Source organism: Promicromonospora xylanilytica, assembly GCF_054782895.1.
Map to the genome: position 1 here is coordinate 16369 of NZ_BAAGRP010000065.1, position 26463 is coordinate 42831.

Annotated in this window: 24 protein-coding genes; 11 read left to right on the forward strand and 13 right to left on the reverse strand. The window is 70.7% G+C overall.

Annotated elements, in window-relative coordinates; genetic code table 11:
• The first annotated feature begins 16 nt into the window (after nt 1-16).
• A complete protein-coding gene (locus ACYVK7_RS18980) occupies nt 17-532 on the forward strand; it encodes a MarR family winged helix-turn-helix transcriptional regulator (RefSeq protein WP_460889275.1) in 516 nt (171 codons plus the stop codon).
• On the opposite strand, the gene ACYVK7_RS18985 is transcribed toward ACYVK7_RS18980, so the two are convergent.
• Nucleotides 481-939: a MarR family winged helix-turn-helix transcriptional regulator gene (locus ACYVK7_RS18985; protein ID WP_460889276.1), complete on the reverse strand. Its 459-nt coding sequence runs from the start codon at nt 937-939 to the stop codon at nt 481-483. The two genes, ACYVK7_RS18980 and ACYVK7_RS18985, sit on opposite strands and share 52 nt — an antisense overlap.
• 130 nt (nt 940-1069) lie before the next feature.
• Here ACYVK7_RS18985 and ACYVK7_RS18990 point away from each other — a divergent pair, with 130 nt between their 5' ends.
• Complete coding sequence (locus ACYVK7_RS18990; protein WP_460889277.1) at nt 1070-2524, forward strand: MFS transporter; 1455 nt, start codon at nt 1070-1072, stop codon at nt 2522-2524.
• 212 nt (nt 2525-2736) lie between these two features.
• On the opposite strand, the gene ACYVK7_RS18995 is transcribed toward ACYVK7_RS18990, so the two are convergent.
• From ACYVK7_RS18995 to ACYVK7_RS19005, 3 genes are all read right to left on the reverse strand, one after another.
• Complete coding sequence (locus ACYVK7_RS18995; RefSeq protein ID WP_460889278.1) at nt 2737-3657, reverse strand: metal ABC transporter substrate-binding protein; 921 nt, start codon at nt 3655-3657, stop codon at nt 2737-2739.
• A 97-nt stretch (nt 3658-3754) separates the two neighbouring features.
• Nucleotides 3755-5152 (reverse strand): zinc metallochaperone AztD, encoded by a 1398-nt coding sequence (aztD, locus tag ACYVK7_RS19000; protein WP_460889279.1) that lies wholly within the window; start codon nt 5150-5152, stop codon nt 3755-3757.
• Nucleotides 5153-5251: 99 nt separating this feature from the next.
• Nucleotides 5252-5656, reverse strand: coding sequence for a Fur family transcriptional regulator (locus tag ACYVK7_RS19005; RefSeq protein WP_460889280.1), 405 nt, complete (start codon nt 5654-5656; stop codon nt 5252-5254).
• A gap of 309 nt (nt 5657-5965) precedes the next feature.
• Between ACYVK7_RS19005 and ACYVK7_RS19010 the strand changes: the two genes are divergently transcribed.
• A complete protein-coding gene (locus tag ACYVK7_RS19010; protein ID WP_460889281.1) occupies nt 5966-6589 on the forward strand; it encodes a hypothetical protein in 624 nt (207 codons plus the stop codon).
• A 194-nt stretch (nt 6590-6783) separates the two neighbouring features.
• Nucleotides 6784-9300: a choice-of-anchor M domain-containing protein gene (locus ACYVK7_RS19015; RefSeq protein ID WP_460889282.1), complete on the forward strand. Its 2517-nt coding sequence runs from the start codon at nt 6784-6786 to the stop codon at nt 9298-9300.
• 8 nt (nt 9301-9308) lie between these two features.
• Here ACYVK7_RS19015 and ACYVK7_RS19020 read toward each other — a convergent pair whose 3' ends face one another.
• Nucleotides 9309-9569: a metal-sensitive transcriptional regulator gene (locus ACYVK7_RS19020; protein ID WP_460889283.1), complete on the reverse strand. Its 261-nt coding sequence runs from the start codon at nt 9567-9569 to the stop codon at nt 9309-9311.
• Between the two features lie 15 nt (nt 9570-9584).
• Nucleotides 9585-9737: a hypothetical protein gene (locus ACYVK7_RS19025; RefSeq protein ID WP_460889312.1), complete on the reverse strand. Its 153-nt coding sequence runs from the start codon at nt 9735-9737 to the stop codon at nt 9585-9587.
• Between the two features lie 86 nt (nt 9738-9823).
• Here ACYVK7_RS19025 and ACYVK7_RS19030 point away from each other — a divergent pair, with 86 nt between their 5' ends.
• Nucleotides 9824-11524: an FAD-dependent oxidoreductase gene (locus ACYVK7_RS19030; RefSeq protein ID WP_460889284.1), complete on the forward strand. Its 1701-nt coding sequence runs from the start codon at nt 9824-9826 to the stop codon at nt 11522-11524.
• Nucleotides 11525-11545: 21 nt separating this feature from the next.
• On the opposite strand, the gene ACYVK7_RS19035 is transcribed toward ACYVK7_RS19030, so the two are convergent.
• From ACYVK7_RS19035 to ACYVK7_RS19045, 3 genes are all read right to left on the reverse strand, one after another.
• On the reverse strand, nt 11546-12730 hold the full coding sequence (locus ACYVK7_RS19035) for an MFS transporter (protein WP_460889285.1): 1185 nt from the start codon (nt 12728-12730) through the stop codon (nt 11546-11548).
• A 132-nt stretch (nt 12731-12862) separates the two neighbouring features.
• Nucleotides 12863-13492, reverse strand: a complete 630-nt coding sequence (locus tag ACYVK7_RS19040) for a cysteine hydrolase family protein (RefSeq protein ID WP_460889286.1) — start codon at nt 13490-13492, stop codon at nt 12863-12865.
• A 54-nt stretch (nt 13493-13546) separates the two neighbouring features.
• Entirely contained in the window at nt 13547-14617 is a 1071-nt protein-coding gene (locus ACYVK7_RS19045; RefSeq protein WP_460889287.1) for an LLM class flavin-dependent oxidoreductase, read from the reverse strand.
• Nucleotides 14618-14712: 95 nt separating this feature from the next.
• Between ACYVK7_RS19045 and ACYVK7_RS19050 the strand changes: the two genes are divergently transcribed.
• Complete coding sequence (locus ACYVK7_RS19050; protein ID WP_460889288.1) at nt 14713-15303, forward strand: CGNR zinc finger domain-containing protein; 591 nt, start codon at nt 14713-14715, stop codon at nt 15301-15303.
• 61 nt (nt 15304-15364) lie between these two features.
• Here the strand turns inward: ACYVK7_RS19050 and ACYVK7_RS19055 are convergent, their stop codons facing one another.
• Complete coding sequence (locus ACYVK7_RS19055) at nt 15365-16363, reverse strand: ArsR/SmtB family transcription factor (protein WP_460889289.1); 999 nt, start codon at nt 16361-16363, stop codon at nt 15365-15367.
• A 93-nt stretch (nt 16364-16456) separates the two neighbouring features.
• On the opposite strand from ACYVK7_RS19055, the gene ACYVK7_RS19060 reads away from it, so the two are divergent.
• Nucleotides 16457-17677 carry an MFS transporter gene (locus ACYVK7_RS19060; RefSeq protein ID WP_460889290.1) on the forward strand — a complete coding sequence of 407 codons (1221 nt, stop codon included), beginning with the start codon at nt 16457-16459 and terminating at the stop codon, nt 17675-17677.
• Nucleotides 17678-17835: 158 nt separating this feature from the next.
• Nucleotides 17836-18657 (forward strand): aminoglycoside phosphotransferase family protein, encoded by an 822-nt coding sequence (locus ACYVK7_RS19065; protein ID WP_460889311.1) that lies wholly within the window; start codon nt 17836-17838, stop codon nt 18655-18657.
• A 9-nt stretch (nt 18658-18666) separates the two neighbouring features.
• On the opposite strand, the gene ACYVK7_RS19070 is transcribed toward ACYVK7_RS19065, so the two are convergent.
• From ACYVK7_RS19070 to ACYVK7_RS19080, 3 genes are all read right to left on the reverse strand, one after another.
• Nucleotides 18667-19113 carry a CHRD domain-containing protein gene (locus ACYVK7_RS19070; protein ID WP_460889291.1) on the reverse strand — a complete coding sequence of 149 codons (447 nt, stop codon included), beginning with the start codon at nt 19111-19113 and terminating at the stop codon, nt 18667-18669.
• 113 nt (nt 19114-19226) lie between these two features.
• On the reverse strand, nt 19227-19856 hold the full coding sequence (locus ACYVK7_RS19075; RefSeq protein WP_460889292.1) for a small multidrug efflux protein: 630 nt from the start codon (nt 19854-19856) through the stop codon (nt 19227-19229).
• A 143-nt stretch (nt 19857-19999) separates the two neighbouring features.
• Nucleotides 20000-20605, reverse strand: coding sequence for a MerR family transcriptional regulator (locus tag ACYVK7_RS19080; RefSeq protein ID WP_460889293.1), 606 nt, complete (start codon nt 20603-20605; stop codon nt 20000-20002).
• An 80-nt stretch (nt 20606-20685) separates the two neighbouring features.
• Here ACYVK7_RS19080 and ACYVK7_RS19085 point away from each other — a divergent pair, with 80 nt between their 5' ends.
• The 3 genes from ACYVK7_RS19085 (at nt 20686) to ACYVK7_RS19095 (ending at nt 26359) form a co-directional block, all read left to right on the forward strand.
• Nucleotides 20686-21174 carry a DUF4188 domain-containing protein gene (locus ACYVK7_RS19085; RefSeq protein WP_460889294.1) on the forward strand — a complete coding sequence of 163 codons (489 nt, stop codon included), beginning with the start codon at nt 20686-20688 and terminating at the stop codon, nt 21172-21174.
• Nucleotides 21175-21275: 101 nt separating this feature from the next.
• On the forward strand, nt 21276-23738 hold the full coding sequence (locus tag ACYVK7_RS19090; RefSeq protein WP_460889295.1) for a hypothetical protein: 2463 nt from the start codon (nt 21276-21278) through the stop codon (nt 23736-23738).
• A 107-nt stretch (nt 23739-23845) separates the two neighbouring features.
• Nucleotides 23846-26359, forward strand: coding sequence for a hypothetical protein (locus ACYVK7_RS19095; protein WP_460889296.1), 2514 nt, complete (start codon nt 23846-23848; stop codon nt 26357-26359).
• The last annotated feature ends 104 nt before the right edge of the window (nt 26360-26463 follow it).

Consider the following 26463-nt stretch of genomic DNA (forward strand, 5'->3'; position numbering starts at 1 on the left):
GAACTACGGTGGGCGCGTGACAGACACCGGCGACGCCGAGCGCGCACGGCTGGCCGAGCAGGTCCGGACTCTCAGCATCGCGTTCGAGACCGGGGCGCTGCCGACCCTCCTCAACCCGTTGCTCACCGTCGAGCTCACGATCCAGCAGCTCAAGGTCCTCACGATGCTCGTCACCACGGACGAGGGCATGACGAGCAGCGGGCTCGCCGAGGCGTTCGGGGTCTCCATGGCCTCCATGTCCGGGATGTTGGACCGGCTCGTGGCGCAGGACATGGTCGAACGCGCGAGCGACCCCCACGATGCAAGGGTGCGCCGGATACGCGTCACCGCGCGCGGCCGGGCCGCCCTGCGCCGCCTGGTGGCCGCACGCCCGGAGTTCGCGGACGACGTCTTGATGCGCATCCCGATCGAGGACCTGCGGGCGCTGGCCCGGGGTATGGCCGCCATTCGCGCCGAGCTGGACGGGCCGCGTGACCGGGGTCAGGGGCGTGGCCAGTGCCGGCCGGAGCGCTCCTCGATCACCCGGTTGTAGCGGGTCAAGAGCTCCGCGAGCTGCGCCTGGTCCTGCTCGGGCCAGTCGGCGAGCAGGTCGGCGAGTAGCTCCTGGCTTGCCTCGCGCTCCTCGGCGAGCAGGCGGCGGCCGTCGTCGGACAGCCGGAGCTTACGGGCCTGGCCGCCGTCGGGATCCTCGAACCGCTCCGCGAGCCCGGTCCGGCGCAGGGCCGCCGTCTGCCGGTTCAGCGTCGAGATGTCGAGGCCGGTGGCGGCCGCGAGCTCGGCCAGGCTGGCCGGCCCCCCGGCGTCGAGCAGGCTGAGCAGGGTGTATGCGCTCTGGTCGAGCCGGCCGCCCTTCCGGCGGGAGCGTCCGGCGGGGAGCGTGGCGAGGTGTCGGCCGAACAGCATGGCCTCGTACTCGATCCGGTCGATCGGGGACGTCATCGGCTACCTCCGGTTTGTCCCGCGCAGGTCTCATGCGCCGAGCCGGCGCTATGCATCATGCACAAGGTATGGCATTCTGAGCCCAGAAGCCTAATGTGCATGATGCACAACAACCATTCCGAGGAGACCCGTGACGACCACTTCGTCCCGCCCCGCCCCCCTGCCCGACGGCGGCGCCGCTCTCGCGGTCCGGCCGAACCGCGTGGTCGCGGTCCTCGCGATCGCCGGGATCGTGGTCGCGATGACCCAGACCCTCGTGGTCCCGATCATTGCCTCGCTGCCGGCCATCTTCGACGCCCCGGCGTCGCACACGTCCTGGATCATCACGGTCACGCTGCTCGTCGGCGCCGTCTGCACTCCCGTGGCCGGGCGGCTGGGCGACCTGTACGGCAAGAAGAAGATGCTGCTGATCTCCCTGCTGCCGCTCGCGGTCGGCTCGGCGGTGTGCGCGATGGCCACCACGGTGCCGGTCATGGTCACCGGTCGTGGCCTGCAGGGCCTGGCGACTGGCTTCATCCCGCTCGGCATCAGCATGCTGCACGACCTGCTGCCCAAGGAGCGCACCGCCGGCGCCATCTCCCTGATGAGCTCGTCGCTCGGCATCGGCGGCGCCTTCGGTCTACCGTTCGCCGCCGCCGTCGCGCAGTTCGCGAGCTGGCGGTTCCTGTTCTGGCTGATCACCGTGTGCGCCGTCGTCATCGGCCTGGTCATCTGGCGGACGATCCCGGCCCCCGCCGCGCGGGTCAGGGTCCGCACCCCGTTCGACTACGTCGGCGTGCTCGGTCTGAGCGCCGGCCTCGTGGCCCTGTTGCTCGCCGTCTCCCAGGGCGCAGAGTGGGGCTGGAGCAGCCCGCTCGTGCTGGGCCTGTTCGCCGGCTCGGTGGTGGTCCTCCTCGCCTGGGGCTGGTGGGAGCTGCGCACACCGGCCGCCCTCGTGGACCTGCGCACCACGGCGCGACCGGCCGTGCTGGTCACCAACCTCGCATCGATCCTCGTCGGCTTCGCGATGTACGCGCAGTCGCTGATCCTGCCCCAGCTCATGCAGGCACCCACCGAGACCGGGTTCGGCCTGGGCCAGTCGATGCTGCAGATGGGCCTCTGGATGGCGCCCGCCGGCATCGCGATGACCCTCATGTCCCCGGTCGGCGCCCGCATCACCCGCGCCCGCGGCCCCAAGACCACCTTCGTCCTCGGCGGCCTGATCATGGCGCTGGGCTACGGCCTCTCCACGCTCGCCATGGACACGCTCGTCGGTCTCACGCTCACCGCGTTCGTCGCCTCCGCGGGCGTCGGGTTCGCCTACGGTGCCATGCCCGCGCTCATCCTCGGCTCGGTCCCCGCCCACGAGAAGGCCGCCGCGAACGGCTTCAACGCGCTCATGCGGTCCATCGGCACGTCGACCTCGGCCGCCGTGATCGGCGTGGTCCTGGCCCGCATGAGCACCTCGTACGGCGACCACACCCTGCCCACCGAGTCCGGCTTCCGCGTAGCGCTGCTGCTCGGCTGCGGCGTCGCGGTCGTGGCGGCCGCGCTCGCGGCGACCATCCCGGCGAAGGCGAGCGGGACGACATCGGGCGAGGGCTGAAGCGAGGGGTCTCGTGCGCACGGCACCGCACCGCGGTGTGATGTTCGCGCCGGCGCTGTCGGCGTGCCGGCCCCTGTCGCCAGGTCGACCGCGTCCCGTCCCCGGACCGGCAGGGACGCGGCGAGGTCGCGACCGGGCTGCGCCCAGAGGTCGCCGACGACGGCGTAGTCGCCCGTCGCCCAGAACTCGGCGGGATCCATCAGTTCCTCCTGTCAGCGTGCACAGACGAGTCCGGACTCCAGGGCAGCCAGGTTCTCTCGCATGATGTCCATGTAGTCCGCGGCCGGATCCGACTGCCCTTCGATGGGGTCCAGCTTGGCGGAGTCGATACCGATGTCCTCCGCGAGAGCCTGGGCAACCTCAGGGCTCGTGATCACCTCGAAGAAGATCGTCTGCACGTCGTCGGCCTGGACCACGGAGCGCACGGCGCGCAGCCGGGCGGGGGAGGGCTCGGCCTCGGGGTCGATCCCGGAGATGCCCACCTGGACGAGGTCGTACCGCTCGGCGAGGTACCCGAAGGCCTCGTGCGACACGACGAGGGTCGCTCCCGCGCACTGCGCGAGCCCGTCGCGATAGTCCTGGTCCAGGGTGTGCAGCTCGGCGACCAGAGCCTCCGCGTTGGCGGCGTAGTCGGCCGCGTGCGCCGGGTCGGCGTCGGAGAGCTCGGCGGCGACGCCCTGGGCGACGTCCGCCAGCCGGGCGGGATCCTGCCAGAAGTGAGGGTCGAGCGCACCGGAGCCCGACGGCGCCACGGCGCCACCGCCCGGGCCGGCTTCCAGGCCCGCCGCCTCTGCGGTGTCGAGCAGGCGCTCGGGCGGGTTGGCCGCCAGGGCCTCGTCCGTCGCGGGCTGCATGCCGGAGAGGTACACGACAAGATCAGCCTGGCCGATGTCGCGCACCCGGGCCGGTGAGAGCTCCACGCTGTGGGGGTCGGCAGCGGCGGGCGTCAGGTTGGTGACGTTCACGTGCTCGCCGCCGACCTGCTCGGCGACGTACTGCAGCGGGTAGAACGAGGTGAGCACGTCGACCGCGTCATCCTCGGCGACGGGTGAGCACGCGACGGTCGCGGTGAGGACCAGCAGGGCAGCTGCTGCGGCGGAGAGCGATCGGGCACGGGGGCGTGCGGGGGGCATGGGGCTCCTCGGTGGTGCGGCGGGGGACTGGCACAGGCGTGGTGGCCGCGACACCCGAGGTGTCACGGCCACCACGCGCTGCGGGTGGTGGCCAGGGTCAGCCCTGGTCACTCGTGTCCGAGTGGTCGCCCTCGTCCTCGGCGTGCTCGTCCTCGGCGTGCTCGTCCTCGGCGTGACCGTGGTCGTCGTGGCCGTCGCCCTCGCCGTACTCGGTGGACCCCGCCTCGACGTTGCCGGAGATGCCGTTGATCTCGTTGGGCTCGACCTCGAGCTCGGCGCTCAGCCAGACCTCTTCGGTCTCGATGTCCACGGCATGGATCGAGCGGGTCGCGGGGTCGGTGACGTACGCGGAGCCGTCGAGCATGAAGATCGCCGGCCGGGGAGACTGCCACTCGTCCGGCTCTTCCCACTCGTCGATCACGGGGATCGACGAGACCAGCTTCTTGCTGTCGGGGTCGATCACGTGGATCTGGCCGTCGGTGCCCAGGACGAGTGCCTCGCCGTGCTCACCGCGGGCCAGGGACCGGAAGGTGTAGCTCGAGGGCAGGTCGACGAGCGCCATCTCACCGGTCCTGGTGTCGGTCAGGGAGATGCGGGTGGGTCGTTCGAGCTCGGCGTCCGGGTCCGACTTGTAGTCGCCCAGCACCACGCTGGACTCCTCGCTGCCCGCCTGGTTGCCGATACGGCCGTAGCTGTCGGGGCTGTCGATCTTGGTGATCTCGCCGTCCTTGTAGACGAGCACCCCGTCCTCGCAACCGATCAGGACGGCCTCGTCGGCCGCGACGGCCTCACCGTGCACCCCGGGGCACTCGTCGGACGACGCGATCTCCTTGTCGTCCTTGTCGAGCACGCGGATGCCCGTGCGAGCGTCCTCGGTGCCCTCGGAGACGACGAGAGTGCCGTCGTGCAGCTCGACCGCGACGCCGTGGTGGGCCTCGGGCGTGCTGAACTGACGGGTTTCGCGCTCGGGGTCGGCGACCTCGCTCGCGTCGAAGACCGTCACCTCGCCCGTGCCGTCGTCGAACAGCGCGACGCGACCCTCGTGGAGCACGGCGTGGCCGGGCACCTCCGCGTCGAACACGACGTCCGTCAGCTGGGGGTCGGCCGTGTAGTAGTGGTTGTGGTCCCCGTGCGGCTCGGCCCACGCGGCGGCGTCCAGCACCTGGAAGCCCCCGGACGTGGAGACGAGGAGGTGCCGGCCGTCGCCCGCGCCGTTGAGCCGGTTGAAGCCGTCGAGCTCGAACTCGCCGACGGGCTCGAGGGTTCCGGCGTCGAGCACCTGGATCCCGCCGTCGTACGTGATCGCGAGGCGAGGCGTGTACGTGGCCTCCTCGGTCGCCGGGCTCTCCGGCGCTTCGGTAGTGGTCTGCGAGGCCGTGCTGGCGGAGCCGGCCCCGGCCTCGCCCGAGGAGCAGGCCGCGAGAGCCAGGGGAAGCGTGAGCCCGAGGGCAATCAGGCTCCTCGATCGCGAGCGGGTTCGTGGGGTGTGTGTCATTCGCTTCTCAGCTCCGCGCGCGTCGGCGGAGCGTGCTCCTTTCGGGAACTGGGCAGGGGGCGACGGTGGCCGCGGCCCAGACGCAATCAGAAACGATAATCATTCTCGATAACGCCACCGGCAGGCGTCGCACCGGCCCCAGAGCTCGACGCGCGTCTCGATGTCGGTGAAGCCCTGCAGTGCTGCGACGGTGCGGACCCAGGGGGTGAGGTCCGCCGTCGGGGCAGGCTCGGCCCTGCCGCACCGCACGCAGACGAGGTACGGACCCGTCGCTTCGCGGGGCCGCAAGCGGTAGGCCGTTCCCGATGCGGGCAGGTGGACGGTCTCGGCGACCCCGGCGTCCGCGAGCGTGATCAGGGTCCGGTACACGGTCGAGAGGCTCGCTCGGTGCCGACGCTCCGCGAGCGCGAGATGGATCTCGCTCGCGGTGCGGAACCGGTCGCTCGTCGCCAGCTCGCGGTGGACCATCGAGCGTGGCGACGGCCGCCGCGCCTCCCTGGTCATCGCATCCCGGCGCCCTGCGCGCAGAAGGGGGCGCGCCGGTCGCGAGTGATAATCATTCTCATCCAGAGTAGTCAACCAGTTTCGCGGACCGGCCTCAATCTCATGGGCGGGTGCCCTGCCCAGTGAGAACCGTTCTCACAGGATCGTTGACACCGGCGCGCGGTGCCCGCTTAGATGATGTCGAGAATCATTCTCAATAACGGGAATGTTCTGTTGCTCCCGCATGTCCAGGCCGTCCCTTGTGCCTGCCCTGCGAGGGCTTCTCTTCCGCTGAGTCCACCCCCATCGAACCGGCACGAAGGAGAAAAGATGTCTGTCAACGCCATCCAGAACCACAGCGGTGCCAGCAGCAGGACGCTGCGGAACGTCGCCAGAGCGGGGGTCGCCCTGGGCGGCGCCGCGCTGCTCTCGCTGGGGGCCGCGCTGCCCGCACAGGCCGCGTCCGACGTGACGTCCGGGCACGCCGACGTCGTGGCGGTCAGCAGCACCCACCAGGTCGGCTCGATCTACGACGAGTTCGGTGGCGGCTTCACGTCCTGGGGCTCCAGCTACGACTACCGGCTGGTGTTCGACGTCGCCGGAACCGACGTGACCTGTTCGAACGGCGTGTACACGGTGCCGAACGACTTCAACATCGAGGGCGACGTCCCCTTCATCGGCTTCGACAACGACAGCGCCAGCGACTACGAGATCACGCTCGACCTCGTGAGCGGTCCTGGCGACGTCACGTACGCCGCCTCGGCCGGGGGGCTCGACACCGCCACCGGGCAGGTCCTGACGATCGCCTCCGGCGCGCACCAGCACGGCGCATGGGCGTTCGACGCCGGATCGTGCGGTGGCAGCCACACCTTCGTCCTGAACTTCGACGTTCTCGAGGCGTCGCCGGGCACCAACGGCGCCGACCAGGACATCGAGTTCGTGATCAACGACTGATCGAGTGCCGGGGGCCGGTCGTCCGACGGCCGGCCCCCGGCGCACGGCCGAACCACCAGGTCGGCCGAACCACGAGGACGAGAAGAGAAGGATCAGTGCGGAACAGGACGACAGCTCGGCGACGGCCCCGGGCAAGTGCGCGGTCGAGGTGCTCGGCACTCCTCGTCGCGATCTCGGCGGCCGCCGTCACGGTCGTGCCGGCCGCCCCGGCCGCCGCGGACACGACGGCGGAGTCGAAGTTCGTCAATGTCGCGGCGAGCCTCGCGGGTGGTACCGGTGCGTTGCGCGGGAGTGCGTCGCCGAACGGTACGGCTCCCGACCTGCAGCTGCGGGTGCCGTCGCGGCTGGTCCAGGAGGTTCCCGCGGACCCGTCGTTCTCCTGGCTCGGGCCGACCGGTGAGATGCGCTGGAGCACCGTCTCGCTCCTGGACTACGACCAGACCCAGGACGTCGCCGCGCTCCGGCTCAGCACGCGATCCGTGCGCCCGGCGACCCTCGCGGCCGACGATCCGAGCCTCTACTTCTCGATGTCGAACGTCGTCGGGCCAGGCTCGTTCGCCCTGTACGGCCTGCCGGAGAGCCGGCCGGACGGGTCGACGGGCCCGGACGCGCCGACCGACCTGTTCCGCTGGGGAACGGGGGAGCAGCGGGACGGTTCGCCGCAGGGCCTCGACACGACCTACGCCCTCCCGGCCCGGGAGATGTTCAACACGGGCGCGTCGTTCGGCGCCTCCGGCATGTACTGCTTCGACCTGGGCTTCACCGCGACGCTCGCCGACGGCAGCCCCGTGGGCGCCGTCGGGACCATCCGGATCGCCGTCGGCGACGCCGTCGCCGGCGATGCGCCGTGCGGCACCGCGACCGGAGAGGTGCCGGGCGAAGCGCCCGGACCGGACCCGGAGCCGAGCCCTGACCCTGACCCGGACCCGAGCCCCGATCCGGACCCCGAGCCGGAGGTGCGCGTGATCGGCGACGGTCACATCGACGCGATCGCACCCGAGGTCGAGACCGACGAGTCGGGGGAGCAGTCGCTGGCCCTGCGCGCCCACCACGACACGCACGGCGGGCTCGACTGGGACCGCTTCGTCCTGCACTCGGACGACACCGCACGCATCACCCTCCCTGACACGTTCTCCGTCGCGAACGACTGGTCCTTCGTCGGGCAGCCCGGACAGTCGGTCTGGAACAGTCCCTACTCCCAGGTGTCTGGCCTGCCCTGGGCGGGGGTGAGCACCCAGTCGCCGACCCTGCGCCGGGCCACAGCGGACGGCGCAAGCGTCAGCGTGCGGATCGACGCCGTCACGGGACCCGGCGGGACGCCGGCCCCGGGTCACGTCGTCCTCGACACGGGCCGGGCCTTCAACTACGGCTCCGAGAAGAACGGCGCCGGGCTGCTCGCGAGCACGAGGAACGGCCTGCCTGCCGGGTATCTCCTCCCGGTGGGTACCCACGTCCACTACAACTGGTACTTCGACCAGCCCGGCGTCTACTGCATCGCGGTCACCGTCGGCGCCGAGCTGGCGGACGGCACGCTGCACACCGCCGCCGAGCAGCTCACCCACGTGGTCGGCGAGACCGTCGACCCGGCCACCGTGCAGCCGTGCGGCACGACGGCGGACTACCCGGACGTCGACGGGCGACCGAGCGTGCCGCCTGCCGTGCCGGCCGACGGCCCGGCCCTGGTGGAAGACTCGTTCTGGGACGTCTCCCTCGATCTCGACGGCGACCGCGACGGCGCCGGCCTCGGCGTGGACCTGCTGCGGTCCAGCAGCTACCGCGACGCCCTCCCGGAGCGCCTGGACATCGAGGACGCCATCTTCCGCGGCTCCCTCGCGGACGACGGCACCTACCGGTTCGGGCACGACGGCGGCAAGTTCTCCTACCGGGCCCGTGACGAGGTGCCCTACCTGCGGTGGAACACCCTTGGTATGCCCCAGGAAGACGTGACCGGCGACGTCACCTGGACGATCGACCGCCTCCGCGGGCCCGGTGACCTCTGGGTGGAGCAGGAGAAGCCCCGGCGTACCGTGTTCGACACTGCCGCGGACCTCACCACGGCGAGCGTGTGGCCACAGTCCGACACGTCGAACACGTCATGGGCGACCACGCGGCCCGGCAGGTACTGCGTCGACATGACATGGTCGGTCCCCACCCGGGAACACGGCACCGTCTCCACCACGCGCACCCTCACCATCGTGGCCGACGGCGTCGGCTTCGAGCACGACTCCGACACGCTGACGCAGACCTGCGCCGACGACGACGGAGCCCCGCCGGTCGAGGAACCCGACCCGGAGCCGTCGGAGCCTGGCGCCCCTGATCCGGAGCCATCCGGTCCCGGGACTCCGGAGCCGGAGCCGTCAGAGCCTGGTACTCCCGATCCGGAGCCGTCGGGCCCCAGTGCTCCCGGTCCCGAGCCGTCCGGCCCTGGCACTCCCGACCCGAGTCAGAGTGCCGACCCGAGTCAGGGTGCTGACACGAGCCCGAGCGACTCCCCGCCGCCCGGGGAGTCGCCCGGCACCACCTCCGAGGGCCCGCCTGGGCCGGGTGGTGGAACGGCCAGCTCCGGTCCGGGAGGCGGCCTCGCCGCCACGGGTGCGGCTCCGCTGGCCGCCGTCGTCGTCGCCGTCCTGCTGCTGGTGGTGGGATCCGGCCTGCTGATCGTCCGCCGCCGGTGGGCGGCCGCGGCGGACGGCGTTCCCGCTGAGAGCTAGGCGGTCGCTCAGGCCAGCGACAGGAACAGCTTCTCGAGCTTCTGCATGTCGGCCTTGCCGTTCTCCTCGTCGGCCAGGCACCGCTTCAGCCCCGAGGCGATGACGGCGAAGCCTGCCCGGTCGAGCGCCTTGGAGACGGCGGAGAGCTGGGTCACGACGTCCGCGCAGTCGCCCCCGTCCTCCACCATGCGCACGACGGCGGCGAGCTGGCCCTGGGCTCGCTTGAGCCGGTTGGAGACCTTCTTCATCTCGTCCAGGTCGAGGTCCATGATCCGATCCTCCGTTCAGTGCCCGAAGAGGCGTGACAGGAACGAGCCCCTGGCGGGCTCCTTGGCGTGGCCCTCGCACCGGTCGCGGCGCGGCACGCCCTGCATGACCTGGTCGACGTGCTGACCGCAGCCGGCCCACGTCGTCCTGCCGCACGTCTTGCACGTCACTGCTCTGCACACAGTGTTCTCCCTTGCTCTGTTCGACGCAGCATACCCCCGGGGGTATTGTGGGGTGAAACCCGAGGAGGACCCACATGAAGATCGTCATCGTCGGCGGGGTGGCGGCGGGCATGTCCGCCGCCACCCGGCTGCGTCGTCTGGCCGAGGACGCCGAGATCGTCGTGCTGGAGGCCGGCGACCACGTCTCGTACGCGAACTGCGGCCTGCCGTACTACGCGGGCGGGGTGATCGAGGACCGTGACGCGCTGCTGCTGCAGACCCCGGAGTCCCTCGCCGCGCGGTTCCGGCTCGACGTGCGCGTCCGGAACCGGGTGACCGCCGTCGACGCGGCTGCCCACAAGCTGACCGTGCGCGACCTCGGGACCGGTGACGAGTACGCCGAGACCTACGACCGCCTGGTGCTGAGCCCCGGCGCCCGCCCGGTCGTGCCGCCGGTTCCCGGTATCGAGCGCGCGCTCGTGCTGCGCGACGTCGCCGACGCCGACCGGCTCGCCACCGCGATCGGCACAGCGGCGGACGGTGCGCCGGCCCGGACCGCCGTCGTGATCGGCGGCGGCTTCGTCGGCCTGGAGGTCGTCGAGAACCTCGTGCGCCGCGGCCTCGACGTCACCCTCGTGGAGCTGGCCGACCAGGTGCTCCCGCCGCTCGACCCCGAGCTGGCCGTCCGCGTCCGCGACGAGCTGGAGTCCCATGGCGTGGATGTCCGGACGTCCACGCAGGTATCCGCCCTGACGCCCACCACGGCGAGGCTTGCCGACGCAGCCGGTGTCGAGGCCGGCGAGGTCCCGGCGGACCTCGTGGTGGCCGCCGTCGGCGTCCGGCCCGACACGGAGCTCGCCGAGCTGGCCGGTGCCACCCTCGGCCCGCGCGGCGGCGTCATGGTGGACGAGGACCTGCGCACCTCGGTCCCGGACGTGTTCGCCGTGGGCGACGCCGTGGTCAAGCGCGACGCCCTCGCAGCACCCGGCGAGCCGGAACCGGTCGCCCTCATCCCGCTCGCGAACCTCGCCAACCGGCACGGACGGCACGTCGCGGACGTGATCCTCGGCCGGACCGGCATGCGCCCGTCCGTCGGGACCGCCGTGGTCGGGGTGTTCGGCCTGACCGCCGCCGCCGTGGGACGCAACGAGAAGCGGCTGCGGGCCGAGGGGCGGCCCTATCGCGCCATCCACACCCACCCGAGCCAGCACGCGGGCTACTACCCGGGTGCCAGCCCGCTCGCGCTCAAGCTTCTCGTGGACCCGGGCACGGACCTGATCCTCGGCGCCCAGGCGGTGGGCCGCGACGGCGTCGACAAGCGCATCGACGTGCTGGCCACGGCCATCGCGGGAGGTCTGACGGCGTCCGACCTCGCGGACCTCGAGCTCGCCTACGCGCCCGCCTACGGGTCGGCCAAGGACCCGGTCAACATGCTCGGATACGTCGCGGACAACCTGCGCACCGGCGACACCCGCGCCGTCCAGTGGCACGAGCTGGACGATCTGGTCCGCGCTGGTGCGACGCTCGTGGACGTGCGCACACCCGCCGAGCACGCGCGGGGGACGGTCGAGCCGGTCGTCGACGGCGCACCCTCCACGGCGCGGAACGTCCCGCTCGACGAGCTCCGTGCCCGGGCGCACGACGAGATCCGGGCCGATGCTCCCGTCGTCGTGCACTGCCAGGTCGGGCAGCGTGGGCACACGGCGGCCCGGCTGCTCACGCAGCTCGGGTACGACGTCCGCAACCTCGACGGCGGCTACCTCACGTGGCGGGACGCCACGCGCGCGGCCGGGTAGACCAGGCACGTGCGCGTGGACTCAGGCACCCGCCGCGGCGGGGCGCCTGCCGAAGGCACGCATCGCGAGGGCACCCACCACGGGCCCGGGCGCCAGGACGAGGAAGGCGTACTGCCAGCCGACCATGCCGGCGGCGATCGGGACCAGGTTGATGGTCAGGACCGTGATGAGGAATCCGATCGCGGTCTGTGCGGTCAGCGCGGTGCCCACGTAGCGCTGGTCGACGACCTCGCTCAGCGCCGTGGAGAAGACGCCGGAGTCCGCGATCACGGACGCCCCCCACACCATCAGGAACACGATCAGCGCGGGCCAGGGTGCCAGGTAGAAGAGGGGTGACATGAGGCAGCACGATCCGCTGACGACGAGGGCGGCTCCCGCGGTGCGCGCCCGGCCGAACCGGTCGGCCGCCCAGCCGCCGAGCAGCGAACCGGCCAGGCCAGCCACGCCGATGGCCGTGAACGTGAGAAGCCCGGCGGTCCGCTCGTGGTCCGGCGAGGCGGCGAGGACGAAGGCCGACAGCCAGGTCCACAGCGCGTACAGCTCCCACATGTGCCCGAAGTAGCCGAGGTTCGCGTCGCGCGGCTGCGGCCGGCGGAACATCTCCAGGACGTACCGCGGGTGAGGGCGGCTGCCGGACGACGTGTGCGGGCCGGAGCGGACCAGGGCCGTCGCGACGACCGCCGCCGCGAGGCCGAGACCCGATGCGGTCAGGAGCACGTTCTGCCAGGGCAGGGTCCCGGAGGCGTTGACCAGGTGCGGCAGGGCCGAGCCCAGCGTGAGCGCGCCGACGAGCACGCCGAGCGCGAGGCCCCTGCCGGCGGACCCGAACCAGGACGTCATGAGCTTCATGCCGACGGGGTAGACCCCGGCGAGGAAGAATCCCGTGACGAAGCGCAGGGCCACCGCGACCCCGAAGTCGTCGACGAACAGGGCGATCGACGCGGTCGCGGCAGCGGCCCCCACCGCGGAGGCCGCGAGCAGCTGCTGCGGCGGCAGGCGGTCGGGCAGGTTGAGCACCGCGGAGGTCAGCGCGCCGGCGACGAACCCGAGCTGCACCGTCGCCGTCAGCCAGCCCGCCTGCGCGCCGTCCAGCTGCCAGGCCTCCCGCAGCGACGGCAGGACGGCCGACGCGGAGAACCACATGGCCATGGCCAGTACCTGGGTCGCTGCGATCAGCCCTAGCTGGACGTGTGGCCTGTGCTGCATGAGCCCTCCCGGCGTCGTTGCACGGAGTTCAGATTGTCGGTGAGGTCCGCGGCTCACCAGTTTCCCTGACGCCGCGGCGTGGAAGACAGGGGCCGGAACGACGACGCGTACCGGCCCCTGCCTCACGTCGAGCTACTCGGTGTCGCGCCCACGAGCGGCCGACTCGATGAGGTTGTCGCCCGCGAGGGCGTTCCCGGACCTCACCGCTTCGGCCCAGACGCCCGTCGTGGCGACCGCGGCCCAGTTGGAGTTCAGGACGGCCATGAGCGTCTCGTGCACCTGCTGTGCCGGCGCGGAACCGGCGGAGTTCACGATGTCGATGGCGCCGGTCGCGTCGGACAGCACCTCGACGGCGAACCCGAGCGGCTCCGCAGCGGCGGCGGAACCGATGACGCAGTTGTTCGTCATGTAACCGACGAGGGTGACCGTGTCGATCTGGCGCTCGCGGAGCCACTCCGCGAGGCCGGTGTCCGCGAAGACGCTGGAGAACGGCTTGGTGAAGCGGTGCGCCGCGTCGTCGGCCCGCTTCGCGATCTCCGGGTGCAGCTCGAAGGTCGGCGACTCCGGGGCGAAGACCGGGAAGTCCGCGGGGGCCTGGTGCTGCACGACGACGGTCGGGATGCCGGCCTGCTCGGCCGTGTCCATCGCCTCGGTGATGCGGACGACCGACTCGTCGCGTGCGGGGTACTGGATGGGCAGCAGTCCGTCGAAGTACTCCTGCTGGGCGTCGATGACGATCAGGGCGCGGCGGGGTGCGGGCATGAGGTCTCCTTGGTTGATGTGGCGGGGTTGATCTCCGGCGGGTGCCGGCAGGTCTCAGGGGTGCGCGGGCATCCCGTAGTGCTCGGCGAGGAGCGTGACGGTGCGCTCGTCGGCGCCGCGGGAATGGGTGCCGAGCACGACCATGACCTCGTCGACGCCTGTCTGCTCGTGCAGATCTCCGAGACGGTGCGCTACGGTCTCGGCGGTTCCCGCGAAGGCGCGGTTCGTGTACATGTCCAGGACCGCCCGTTCCTCGGTTGTCACGGGATGTGCGGCGACGTCCTCGGGCGAGAGGAGCGCATAGGGCTCCCGCTTGAACATTCGCAGCATCGCCATCGCCGACGTCGACGCTTCACGCCGGGCCTCCGCGGCGTCCTCCGCGACCATCGTGCTCACGCTCACCAGGGAGTAGGGGCGGTCGAGCACGTCAGAGGCGGTGAAGTTCTCCCGGTAGATCCGCAGGGCCGTGGTGATGTCGGCGTCGCCGAACTGCAGCGCGAACGCGTAGGGGCGGCCGAGTCGTGCCGCCAGGTGCGCGGAGTACGTCGAGGACCCGAGTATCCACACCTGCGGGGACGTCTCCGAGGCCGGAACCAGGTTCTGCGCGTTCTGCCACGGGCCAGGCACGGCGTGCACCTGGTGATAGGGATGGTCGGGCGAGAAGTCGTCGGCGAGGAAGCCCAGCAGCTCCGCGACCTGCTGCGGGAACGCGTCGTTCGCTCCGGCCGCGCGGCGCAGTGCCGCGGCCGTCGCGCCGTCGGTCCCCGGCGCCCGCCCCAGTCCGAGGTCGATCCGGCCCGGGGCGAGGGCGTCGAGCATCCCGAACTGCTCCGCGACCAGCAGAGGGGCGTGGTTCGGCAGCATCACCCCACCCGCGCCGAGGCGGATGCGCTCGGTGTCCGCGGTGAGGCGGGCGATCATCAGCGGCGGAGAGGCGACGGACAGGGCGGGCATCGCGTGGTGCTCCGACATCCAGAACCGGTGGTAGCCGAGGCGGTCGGCCGCCCTGGCGATCCCGATGGTGTCCGCGAGTCCGTCCTCGGCAGTGCGACCGACGCCAGGGCCGCCCCCGGTGTGTACGGACAGGGCGAACGGAGCGGAACCGAACGTCGGTGCGGACTTCAAACCAAACCTCACTTCTCACGGCAATGAGCGCAGTTTCGCGTGAGGCCGAGCGTAGCAGGGGATCACGGTAAGTCAACGCTGTTACCATGAGAGACATGTCCGAGACGCCTCTTCCACCAAGCCCTGGGGCGCGGGAGCACATCAGCATCGACCTCGTGAACAGCGAGATCCGTCTGCCGGGCGGGAAGGTCCACGACGCTCTGAGCACTCCCGAGGCGACGACCGCCTGGCTTGTCGCGCGCGACCTCGTCGGCGAAGCCGCAGCGTTGCAGTCGTACTGCCAGAACCGGATGGTCGGCCTCCGCACCGACATCCGCAAAGCCTTCGAGGCGCGCGTCACGGGGGCGGACGTCGACCCCGGGGTGCTCGCCGGGATCAACGCCGCACTCGTCGCCGCCCCCAACGCGTCACTGCTGCACTACGCCCCCGTTGAGGGTTTCTTCCGCTCGCTGGAGCACCCGGCCACCCGGCTCGTCGAGCACGCCATGTCCGTGATCGCCGAGGACGCCGTGGCGCTGCTCGCAGGTGACGCCGCTGAGCTGCTGGCGCAGTGCGAGGCGGAACCGTGCATACGGTTCCTGCTCAAGACCCACGGTCGCAGGCAGTGGTGCTCGACCCGTTGCGGGGACCGGGTACGGGCCGCGCGCTCGTACGCGCGCAAGCGGGCGCAGCTGAACACCGTGTGAGCGGCAGCCTCGAAGAAAAGGCCCGGGGTGCTGGCAGGTGTGGCATCCCGTGGTCGGTGGTTCACGCTGTATCCGTGTCGCGGTCACCGGCGTCGAGGAGCGACCGGCCGAGCGGCGTGGTGATGTAGATGACGCGGCGGCCGTGCCGTTGGCGGCTCACGAGCCCGTTGGCACGCAGGACGGTGAGGTGCTGGGCGATGGCGCTCGCGGTGGTGCCAAGCTCGTGGGCCAGGTCGGTGGTCGTGGCAGGTGCGGTCAGGGCGCGAAGCAGACCTGCCTTGCTCCGTCCGACGAGCCGAACCGTGTCGTCGGCTGCTGGTGCCTGGTCGAGCACGGCATCGAGGGCCGCGATCCCTCGACAAGGGTAGCGCAGCGTCGTCCAGGTAGTGGTGTTGCGTTTGACGATGACCCGATCGCTCCCGAGCGCCACAGGGAGCAGGACGAGTCCTCCGGGTGCGGTGGCGTCGTTCCGCGGGTCGGTCAGGACGGTGAGGCGCCCGTCCGACCAGGCGACGTCCCCGTGCAGGTCGGCGAACAGCCGTGCGGCTCCGCCGGAGGCGAGCTGCGCGGCACGGTGGGCGATGTCGGTCTCCAGCAGAGCCTGGAGGCGAGGCCAGTGGGGGCGAACGAGACGGTCGTGCGCCACGCGCAGCTCCGTGGCCACCAGAGCGAGCCGCTCGCGCGGCGCGTCCGCCAGCGCTTGCGCCGTGGGCGGAAGGTGTTTCCCGAAGACCCGGTGCAGGTTCTGGACGACGTCCCGCGGTGTGGTCCGTCGCAGGGCGTCCAGGTCGTCGTCGATGGTGCTCCGGGTGGTGGCCGGCGCAGGCAGGAGGAACTGAGGCCAGGACGGACGGTCGCTGACCAGGAGGGGCCAGGTCGCCGCGAGCCGCAGCGGCTGACGCTCGAGCTCGTCACGTGCCCATCGGACCCAGGCCCTGACCCGTGGGGACGGGGCCGGCCGCGCGAGCTGCTGCAGGCCGGAGATCGTCTCGGCCAGCGGCGAGACGGCGAACCTCGTGGCTGCGAGATCGGCCGTGCTGATCTCGATGCTCAGAGCCATGCTCCTATGATCCTGGTCTGACCATGTAGCACTGACCATGTAGCGCAGGGCTCAATCGTGGTGCGCTGACTGCTGCATTCGCAGGCTGCGGGCATGGCATCGACACCGGGCAGGCTTCCCGCGCGCTTCTGGCGGCTGTGGTGGGCCGGAGCGATCGACCAGGTCGGCACCGGTGCGCTCGTCACGGCGCTGCCGCTGCTCGCGGTCACCCTCACGGCCGATGCCCGGCTCGTCTCGGTGGTCGCCGCCGCGAGCTTCGTACCGTGGCTCCTGTTCTCCCTCCCGGTAGGAGCGATCGCCGACCGGTGCGACCGGATCGCACTGATGCGGACCGCCCAGGTCTTTCAGGCTGTCGTGGTCACGGCATTGGCGGTCCTGGCCGCCGCGGGAGCCATGGGCATCGCGTCCCTGATGGTCGCGGCCTTCCTCGTCGGAGTCGGCCAGGTCGTCTTCGGGATCGCGAGCCAGTCCGTCGTGCCGGAGATCGTCGAGCAGGACCTGCTCGCCCAGGCCAACGCCCGCCAGTACCTGGCCGCGACGATCGGGCAGAGCTTCGTCGGGCCTCCCGTCGGGAGCTTCCTCTTCGGCGTGGCGATCGCCCTGCCCTTCGGGCTCGACGCCGGGGCCTTGGTCGTCTCCGTCCTGCTGCTGACGACGCTGCGCGGCGCACCGCGGGTACGTGGAACCGCCCAGCCGGCCCGACGGGCGGTCCTGGAGGGCCTCCATTGGCTTGCCAGTCACCGGCTGCTGCGCACACTGGCCCTGCTGCTCGGCGTCAATACGTTCTGCTTCCAGCTCGGCAACGTCACCCTCGTGCTGCTGGCCACCGGTGAGCTCGGCGTCACCGCCGCCGGGTATGGAGTGCTGCTCGCGGCGGCGGCGGTGGGGAGCGTTCTCGGCGGGCTGCTCGCACCCCGACTGGTCAAGGGGTTCGGGCAGATTCCCGTACTGGTCGCGGCGCTGGCCGTCAACGCGGCGGCGTTCCTGCTCGTGGGACTCAGCCCGGACGCCTGGATCCTCGCCGGCCTGCTCGCCGTGAGCGGCCTGGCCACGGTGATCTGGAACGTCATCACGGTGACGCTTCGCCAGGAGCTCGTACCACGGGCCCTGCTCGGCCGCGTCAACAGCGTCTACCGGATGCTCGGCTGGGGGCTCATCCCTGTCGGTGCTCTCGCCGGGGGCATGGTGGCGCACGCGATCAGCGTCCGCGCCGGCTACCCGATCGCAGGAACGCTCCGCGTTCTGGCGCTGCTGGTCTGCCTGCCGTTGCTGATGCGGGTCCACCGACAGGGGCGACGGCCGCCGTCGGCCTGACGCCTGCTGTGGCTTCGGGCGAGCGGCTTGGCCCGGGGTATGACGCGGGCAGCCCGGAACTCTCTAGCCTCAGTGACATGCATGCCCCTCACCCTGACCAGGTACTGCGGATCCTCGGGCTCCGTGCCGCCGGCACTGCTGACGCCCCGATCGGCGGGATGTCAGGATCCGCCCTCACACGCGCGGTCACCCGCGACGGCGAACCAGCGATCGTGAAGGTGACGGTTCTCGATTCCGACACCGCGCGAGACCAGGCTTACCGTGAACTGGCGGTATATGCGCAGCTCGCGCCCGTGTACGCCATCCCGACCCCACGTCTCATCGCACACCACCGCGCTGCCACGTGGCTGGCCGTCGCGCTCGCTCACCACGATCCCGCGCCCGCTGCTCCGCAGTGGAGCGCAGACGATTGGGGGGACCTCGCGAGGATACTCGGACGCCTGCACCGCGACGTGCGGCGAGTACCGAACAGCTTTCGTCGGGACGATGAGGCACGCGCCCGTTCGCACGGAGACCTCAAGACGTTCGCGCGGCGGCTGTGGCACGGCCCTGGCGATGCAGCACGGGTCCAGTGGGTGCTCCAAGACCTTGAGCTGTTGGAGCAAGTGGCGCGCTCCGGTCCCGCGTCCTTCGTCCACGGCGACTGCCACATCGGAAACGTCCTCCGCGGCGCGAACCGGCAGCCCATGCTCGTGGACTGGCAGTCCGCGCGGGTCGGGCCGTCCGCGGCTGATCTCGCCTTCGCGTTCACCCGCGCAGTACCGACGGGAGCCGCCATACCTCGCGACCTTGCGCTGAGCGCCTACTGCGACGAGGCAGGAGTGGACCCCGCGCAGACGGAGCAGCAGGTCACCGCACATCAGCTCCTGACGTTGGTCCGCGAGTACCCCGAGTTCTCGGGCTTTCTCAGTACCGCGGAGGTGGCCCACCTCCGCGAAGGGCTCGATCGGCTCCTCAGCAGATGGCGGAGCCGCGGGTGAGGTGCGGCCTCAGTGCGTGAGCTGCCCCCGGATCTCGCCGCCCGGGAACGTCGGCGTGTGCACGTTGACGTAGTAGTCGCGCGGGGAGTCGTCGATCGCGCCGAGCAGCGCGGGGTCGGCCGTCACGCAGTCGCTGACGCTGAAGTCCGTGCCCGCGCCGACGTCGAGCGGTACGACGATGGGGCCCGCCACCTTCCGGGCGCCGACGTGGATGTGCGCGGCGGTGGCGTCCACGGACAAGTTCCGGGCGGTCAGCGTGAAGCACAGGGTGTCGCCGTCGATGGTGTAGGTGAACGAACCGCTCGCGCCGGTGTTGGAGCCCGTGGTCTCCTGGCCCACGTTGAGCGGTACGGAGTTCGGTGCTCCTGCTGCGGGTGGTCCCGCGACGAGCGCCAGCCCGAGGCCGAGGGCCGCTGCGGCGGCCGGCCGGACGATGGTGGAGTGGTTCCTGGACATGGCCGATCTCCTCGGTGATCCGGCGCGCGATCCTCGTTGATCGCGGCTCGTCTCGACGATACGTCCGTGCCGGGAGCTGCACCAGGGGCGCGGCTGCCCGGTTCCGGGTGCGCTCAGGCGGCCTCGACGGCGGTCATCAGGCCGGTCGCGCCGAGGGTGAGCAGGAGCGTCCACAGGACGATCGCGATCACCTGCCAGAGGATGACCCACTGCTTGCTGACGCCCGAGGCGACGAGGGTCGCGGCGGTGAGGTGCGTCGGCAGGGCGAGGGGGCCGAGCAGGCTCGCTCCGGGGACGCCGAAGCGGACCAGCCAGCGGCGCAGCCGCTTCTGGCCCTTGGCGCGACGTCCGGACGGCTCGCTCTCCTCGCCGTCGGACGGCTGGTCCGTCGTGCCGGTTCCAGGCGTGCCGGCCGGTGCCTCCGCCAGCAGGGTGGTGCCACCGGGCACGGCGGAGGGCGAGGCGGCCGTCGCGGCCGCGGTGCGGCGTGCGCGCAGCGCGAGGGTGGCGGTGCGGGCCCGTGAGCTGAGCAGGACGACGAGCAGCACCGCGATGATGTTGCCCGTGGCGCCGGACACGGCGGCCACCACCGGGTGGATGCCCGCGAAGATGCCCAGCGCCGCAGACCCCTCACCCTCGATGTACGGGATGGCGCCTGCGAGGGCGACCACGAGTGGCTGGACGAGCTCTGGCACGTGCGCGACGAGGTCTTGCAGGCCCTCGTAAGGGTTGAAGTCTGACACTGGCGTCTCTTTCGACGTGGCGCGGTGAGCGCGGGGTGGCTCTCGCTCGGCGGGATCGCCGATGCACGTCAGTAGAAACCGTGTGGTGAGAACACGGTCAACAGGCCGGCGCCGAGGCGTGCGTCACGCCGCGCGGGGCGTCGTCAGCGGGCCGGCGGGAACCGTTCGGACGAGGCGACCTGCTCGGCCACCCGGCGCAGTGCCAGGAGGAGCGGTTCGGCCAGCGCCGTGCCCAGCACCACGTACCGGACCGCCTCCTCGGGGCTGTCGGTGGGGATGCCCTCGATCTCGGCGGCGGCGATGTTCCGCATGCCCGCCACGTAGGCGTCCATGACGTGCGGTGGTACCTCGAACCCGGCCCTGCGCAGCGTGTCGAGGGCTCTCGCGAGCTCCGCGAGGCGCTCGGTCTCGCACATCCCCGGCTCCCAGCCGAGCCGTGCGGCCAGCTGTTCGGCGGCGGCCAGCGGAAGGTCGGCGTCGCCCTGCGGCGCGACCGCCGCGTGCGCCGCCCCGAGCAGCTCCGACGCGTCGTCCGGTGGTTCCTCGAGCGTCGCGACGACCTTCCGTGCGCCGGCGACGCTCACGCCGGCGTCGACCAACGCTCGGACCACCCTGAGCCGCTGGACGTGCGCCTCCCCGTAGCTGGCCTGCGTGGCTGACGTGCGCACACCCTCCGGCAGCAGGCCCTCCCGCAGGTAGTACTTGATGGTCGCGACCGGAACCCCGGACGTCGCGGACAGCTCTGCCATGCGCATCTGCACTACCCCCTTGCATTCGAGAGTAGCACTATCTAATCTGGATAGTGCCACTCTCTAACTGAGGAGAAGACATGTCGAAGATCGTTCCCGGCCGCGTCACCCATCGGTACGACGGCGAGCTGGTGGTGTTCCACATCGGCATGACGTTCAACAAGTGGTGGCGTCCCGACCTCTGGATGCCGGTCTTCCTCGCGATGCCGCCGATGATGCGCGAGCTGGTCGAGGACCCGGACTCGGGGCTGCTCGGCTACGAGCTCCTCTTCAACGGCCGGGGACCGTTCGCCGTGCAGTACTGGTCCTCCGCCGACAAGCTCTACGACTACGCGTCCGCCGGCTCGCGCAGCCACCGCCCGGCATGGGCCAGGTTCAACGCGATGGCGAGAAAGCATCCCGAGGCCGTCGGGGTGTGGCACGAGACCTTCCTCGTCGAGCGGGCGGAGAGCGTGTTCGTCGGTACTCCTGCTATGGGCCTGCCCAAGGCGACCGAGCTGGTGCCCGTGGAGAAGCGCCACCACCGCGCTCGTGCCCGCATGGCGGACGGCGCGACCGCCGGCGGCTGACCGCGCAGCAGTCCGGCTGGGCCCACGGGCCCAGCCGGCCTGGGTGCGAGTTGGGCCGTCGGGCCGTCGTGACCTGCGACGTCGGTCCCTACCTTGAGTTAATGAGCAGTGACGTGGAGGTGAACCCCCGCGCAACGGTGCGCGGCAGGGCGGGCCGGAACGGACGCGATCGTGAGGCCGGGCAGGCGCTGCCGGAGTACGTCGGGGTGACCGGGCTGGTGCTGCTGGTCGTCGCCATCGTGCTGGTCGCGGCGACGCCGGTGGCGGCGGACGTGAGCGAGCAGCTCATCTGTGCCGTGTCCCCGATCGTCAAGGAGGACGGCGCCGACGACTGCGGGGACGGCGCCGGCGGGCCGGGGCAGCCCGGCGACGAGGGGGCACCGGGGGACGGGTACGGCCCGCCGTCCGGCGACTGCGAGCAGGACGTGACCTTCGAGTTCGTGGACAAGCCGGACTCGCCGTGGGACACCGCCGTGGTGCAGATCGGGTGCGTCTGGTACCCCGGGCCGACGGTCTGCTTCGACAAGCACATGCCCGAGGGGCACCTCGACCGGGACCGTGACGACCGGGTCTACCTGGAGGAGGAGATCCAGGACTTCGTGGACTGCGTGCTCGACGGCCGCGGAGGTCCGCAGGACGATCCGGAGGACGAGAGCTGCGTCAACGCGATGCCCACCAGCGGCGAGATCGACGAGGACGCGCCGCCGAAGGTCCAGGTCGGGTGTCGTGAGCTGCCGGTGCCCAAGGGGTGCGAGGAGGAGTGGGCCGCCTACGTGGACGCCCCGGAGGGCAAGGAGCGCGCCGCCCGGTCGGGGGAGCTGGCCAACTGCATCTCCGACACGTACGAGTCCATCGAGATCCCCTGCGTGGTGCAGGCCACCGGCCATGTGGACGAGACCCAGATCCAGTTCCTGTTCTTCCGCTGGGGCGGGAGCAACGGGACGCTCATCGAGAAGTTGGGCGACGGGCGCATCCGCATCCACGTGCTGCGCGGGGTCGAGACCGGCGCGGGGCTCAGCGGCGACGGCGTGGGCGGCGCGCCCGTCAGCTTCGACATCGCCGGCATCACCGGGTACGCGAAGGACAAGACGTACGAGTTCACCGACATGCAGAAGGCCCAGGACTGGATCGACTGGTACAAGAGATATGACAACGTGAACGCCACCCAGCCGTACTGCTGGTCCGTGAGCGCCGGTGTGCACTGCGACTACAGCGACCAGGAGGCCGCCGAGAGGCTGCGTGGTCAGGAGCCGGAGCACCACGAGCTGGCCGAGGCGGACAGCGACATCAAGAAGGTCAAGCTCAAGGGCGGCCTCAGCCTGTCCGGCAAGGCCGGCCAGTTCGAGCTGACGGGCAGCATCGAGGGCGGCTACGAGGGCGAGATCCAGGTCGAGGACCGCCGGTGGTCGGACGGGAGCCGCACGGCCACCTACACGTCGTCGGACATCGGCGGGTTCCTGATCGGCGCGAAGCTCGGCGGCAAGCAGCCCTTCACCAAGGACAAGAACGGCAAGCCGACGAGCTCCGGTGGCGGGTCGGGGTCGGGCCAGGTGGGCAAGGAGTGGAAGGGCACCACCAGCACCACCGTCGCCTGGGACAAGGAGGGGCAGCTCTCCAAGCTGATCATCTCGATGGACGACCAGGTGATGCGCACCCTCTACAAGGCGGGCATCGACGTCGACGTCGCGCTGCCCTACGGCTTCACCCTGGGTGCCGGCTACAACAAGTCCGAGGAGGCCGGGACCATCTCCAAGCGCGAGCTGATCATCGACTTCAACCAGTACCCCGAGCTGCGGGAGACGCTGGGACCCACGATCGACGAGGTCTTCCCCCGCGACGACGACGGCAACCTGATCAAGGACGACGTCGAGATCGACGGGAACGACTCGAGCGGCGGCGTGCTCTACGACAACGCCGAGGACTATGCCAACGTCCGCGAGCTGGAGTACGACGCGACCAAGGTCACCGAGGGCGGTAACGGTGGTCTCACCTGGCAGGGGCTCGACCTGTTCAAGGTGTCGTTCACGTCGGTGGACGAGGAACGGACGCTCAACGAGTCGTCGTTCGAGGTGACCGACGTCGACGGCAACAAGCAGACCGTGTCGCCCGCACCGAAGTGCCGGGACAAGGACTTCGTCGAGCCCCCGGCGTACTACAGCGACGACTTCTCCGACCCGCCGACCGCCAACGCGGACTCGAAGCACGACATCGGGACCGAGTACGTGGACAACAAGACGCCGAAGTTCACCGAGGGCACCTACCCGGGCACCGACTACGACGGCGACGTGCCCGGCGACCGGGCCGAGCGGGTCCACTCGCTGCTCGACGAGTACTCCGCGGCCTTCCCCGACAAGAACATCCTCGTGGTCAAGGACTTCGACAACTTCTCGTTCAGCAACCTCTTCGGGTACGTGCACCTGGCGACGGTGGACGGGATGGACGTCATCGGCCTCAACGAGGGGACCGTGAAGAACAAGGGCGACGGCGGCTGGATCAACTGGGGCTTCAGCGGCACCTACGACTACGACCCGGACAAGAAGACGGTGAAGTTCCGGCAGCGCTGAGGCCCGCCGTGCCGGAGCGGCCTGGGCCCGGGGGCCCAGGCCGCTCTGGGTGCGAGTTGGGTCGCTGGGCCGTCGTGACCTGCGGTCTCGCTCCCTACGTTGGGTTAATGGGAAGCGACGACACGGTGAACTGCCGCCGCCAGAGGCAGCGCGACCGCGCGGCCCGGGTAGCTCGCGCGGCCCGGGCGAGCCGGGCCGGGCGCGATCGCGAGGCCGGCCAGGCTCTGCCGGAGTATGTCGGGGTGACCGGGCTGGTGCTGCTGGTCGTCGCCATCGTGCTCGCCGCCGCGACGCCTGTCGCCGCCGACGTCAGCGAGCAGCTGATCTGCGCGGTGTCGCCGATCGTCAAGGAGGACGGCGCCGACGACTGCGGGGACGGGGCCGCCGGCGGCGGTGACGAAGGGGCACCCGGTGACGGTTACGGCCCGCCGTCCGGCGACTGCGAGACGGATGTGACGTTCGAGTTCGTGGACAAGCCCGACTCGCAGTGGGACACCGCCGTCGTGCAGATCGGGTGCGACTGGTACCCGGGCCCCACGGCGTGCTTCGACAAGCACATGCCCGAGGGACACCTGGACCGGGACCGCGGGGACCGGGTCTACCTGGAGGAGGAGATCCAGGACTTCGTGGACTGCGTGGTCGACGGCCGGGGTGGTCCGCAGGACGACCCGAACGACGAGAGCTGCGTCAACGCGATGCCCACCAGCGGCGAGATCGACGAGGACGCGCCGCCGAAGGTCCAGGTGGGCTGTCGTGAGTGGCCGGTGCCCAAGGGCTGCGAGGCCGAGTGGGCCGCCTACGAGGACGCGGCGCCCGGGAAGGAGCGGGCGGCACGGTCCGGCGACCTGGCCAACTGCATCTCGGACAAGTACGACTCCATCGAGGTCCCGTGCGTCGTGCAGGCCACGGGGCACGTCGACAGCTCCGAGATCCAGTTCCTGTTTTTCCGCTGGGGCGACAGCAACGGCACGCTGATCGAGAAGCTCGGTGACGGCCGCATCCGCATCCACGTGCTGCGCGGGGTCGAGACCGGTGCAGGCGTGAGCGGCGACAACGTGGGCGGTTCGCCCGTGAGCTTCGACATCGCGGGCATCACCGGCTACGGGAAGGACAAGACGTACGAGTTCACCGACATGCAGAAGGCCCAGGACTGGATCGACTGGTACAAGAAGTACAACCTGACCGAGGAGCTCGTCTTCAGCCCGATCAGCCGCAACTGCGGACCGAACCCGGCCACGCAGAGCTACTGCCCGCCGCGGGAACACATGCCCGACATCGGCGACCTGCAGGAGCTGGAGGGTCAGGAGCCGGAGCACCACGAGCTGGCCGAGGCGGACAGCGACATCAAGAAGGTCAAGTTCAAGGGTGGCCTGAGCCTGACCGGCAAGGCCGGCCAGTTCGAGCTGACAGGCAGCGTCGAGGGCGGCTACGAGGGTGAGGTCCAGGTCGAGGACCGGCGCTGGTCGGACGGGAGCCGCACGGCCACGTACACGTCGTCGGACATCGGTGGATTCCTGATCGGCGCGTCGCTCGGCGGCAAGCAGCCCTTCACCAAGGACAAGAAGGGCAAGCCGACTAGCTCGGGCGGCGGCGCCGGGTCGGGTCAGGTGGGCAAGGAGTGGAAGGGCACCACGAGCACCACCGTGGCCTGGGGCAAGGGCGGAGAGCTGTCCAAACTCATCATCTCGATGGACGACCAGGTGATGCGCACCCTGTTCAAGGCGGGGATCGACATCGACGTGGCCCTGCCCTACGGCTTTACAGCGGGCGGCGGTTACTCCACCTCCGAGGAGCAGGGGACCATCTCGAAGCGGGAGCTGATCATCGACTTCAACCAGTACCCCGAGCTGCGGGAGAAGCTGGGCCCCACGATCGACAAGGTCTTTCCGCGGGACGACGACGGCAACCTGATCAAGGACGACGTCGAGATCGACGGGAACGATTCCGACGGCGGGCTGCTGTACGACTATGCGGAGGACTACGCCAATGTGCGTGAGCTGGAGTACGACGCGACCAGGGCGACGGAGGGCGGCAGCGGCGGGATCACGTGGCAGGGGCTCGACCTGTTCAAGGTGTCGTTCACGTCGGTGGACGAGGAACGGACGCTCAAGGAGTCGTCGTTCGAGGTGACCGACGTCGACGGCAACAAGCAGACCATGTCGCCGGCGCCGAAGTGCAAGGACAAGGACTTCGTGCAGCCGCCCGCCTACTACAGCGACGACTTCTCCGACCCGCCGACGGCGACCTCAGACTCCGATCACGACATCGGCGCGCGGCACGTGGACAATGACACGCCGAAGTTCACCGAGGGGACGTATCCGGGCACGGACTACGACGGCGACGTGCCCGGTGACCGGGCTGACCGGATCCACTCCCTGCTGGACGAGTACTCGGCGGCCTTCCCCGACAAGAACATCCTCGTGGTCAAGGACTTCGACAACTTCTCGTTCTACAACCCCTTCGGCCTCGTGCACCTGGCAGAGGTGGACGGCATGGACGTCATCGCGCTCAACAGCGGGACCGTGAAGAACAAGGGCGACGGCGGCTGGATCAACTGGGGCTTCACCGGCAGCTACGACTACGACCCGGACAAGAAGACCGTGAAGTTCAAGCAGCGGTGACGGCGCGGGTGAAAGCCGTGCACGCCGTGGGCCCGTGGCCCCATGCCCTGGGGCTACAGGCCTATGACCTGCGGAAACATCATGATCCTGTACCCCGGCGGGAC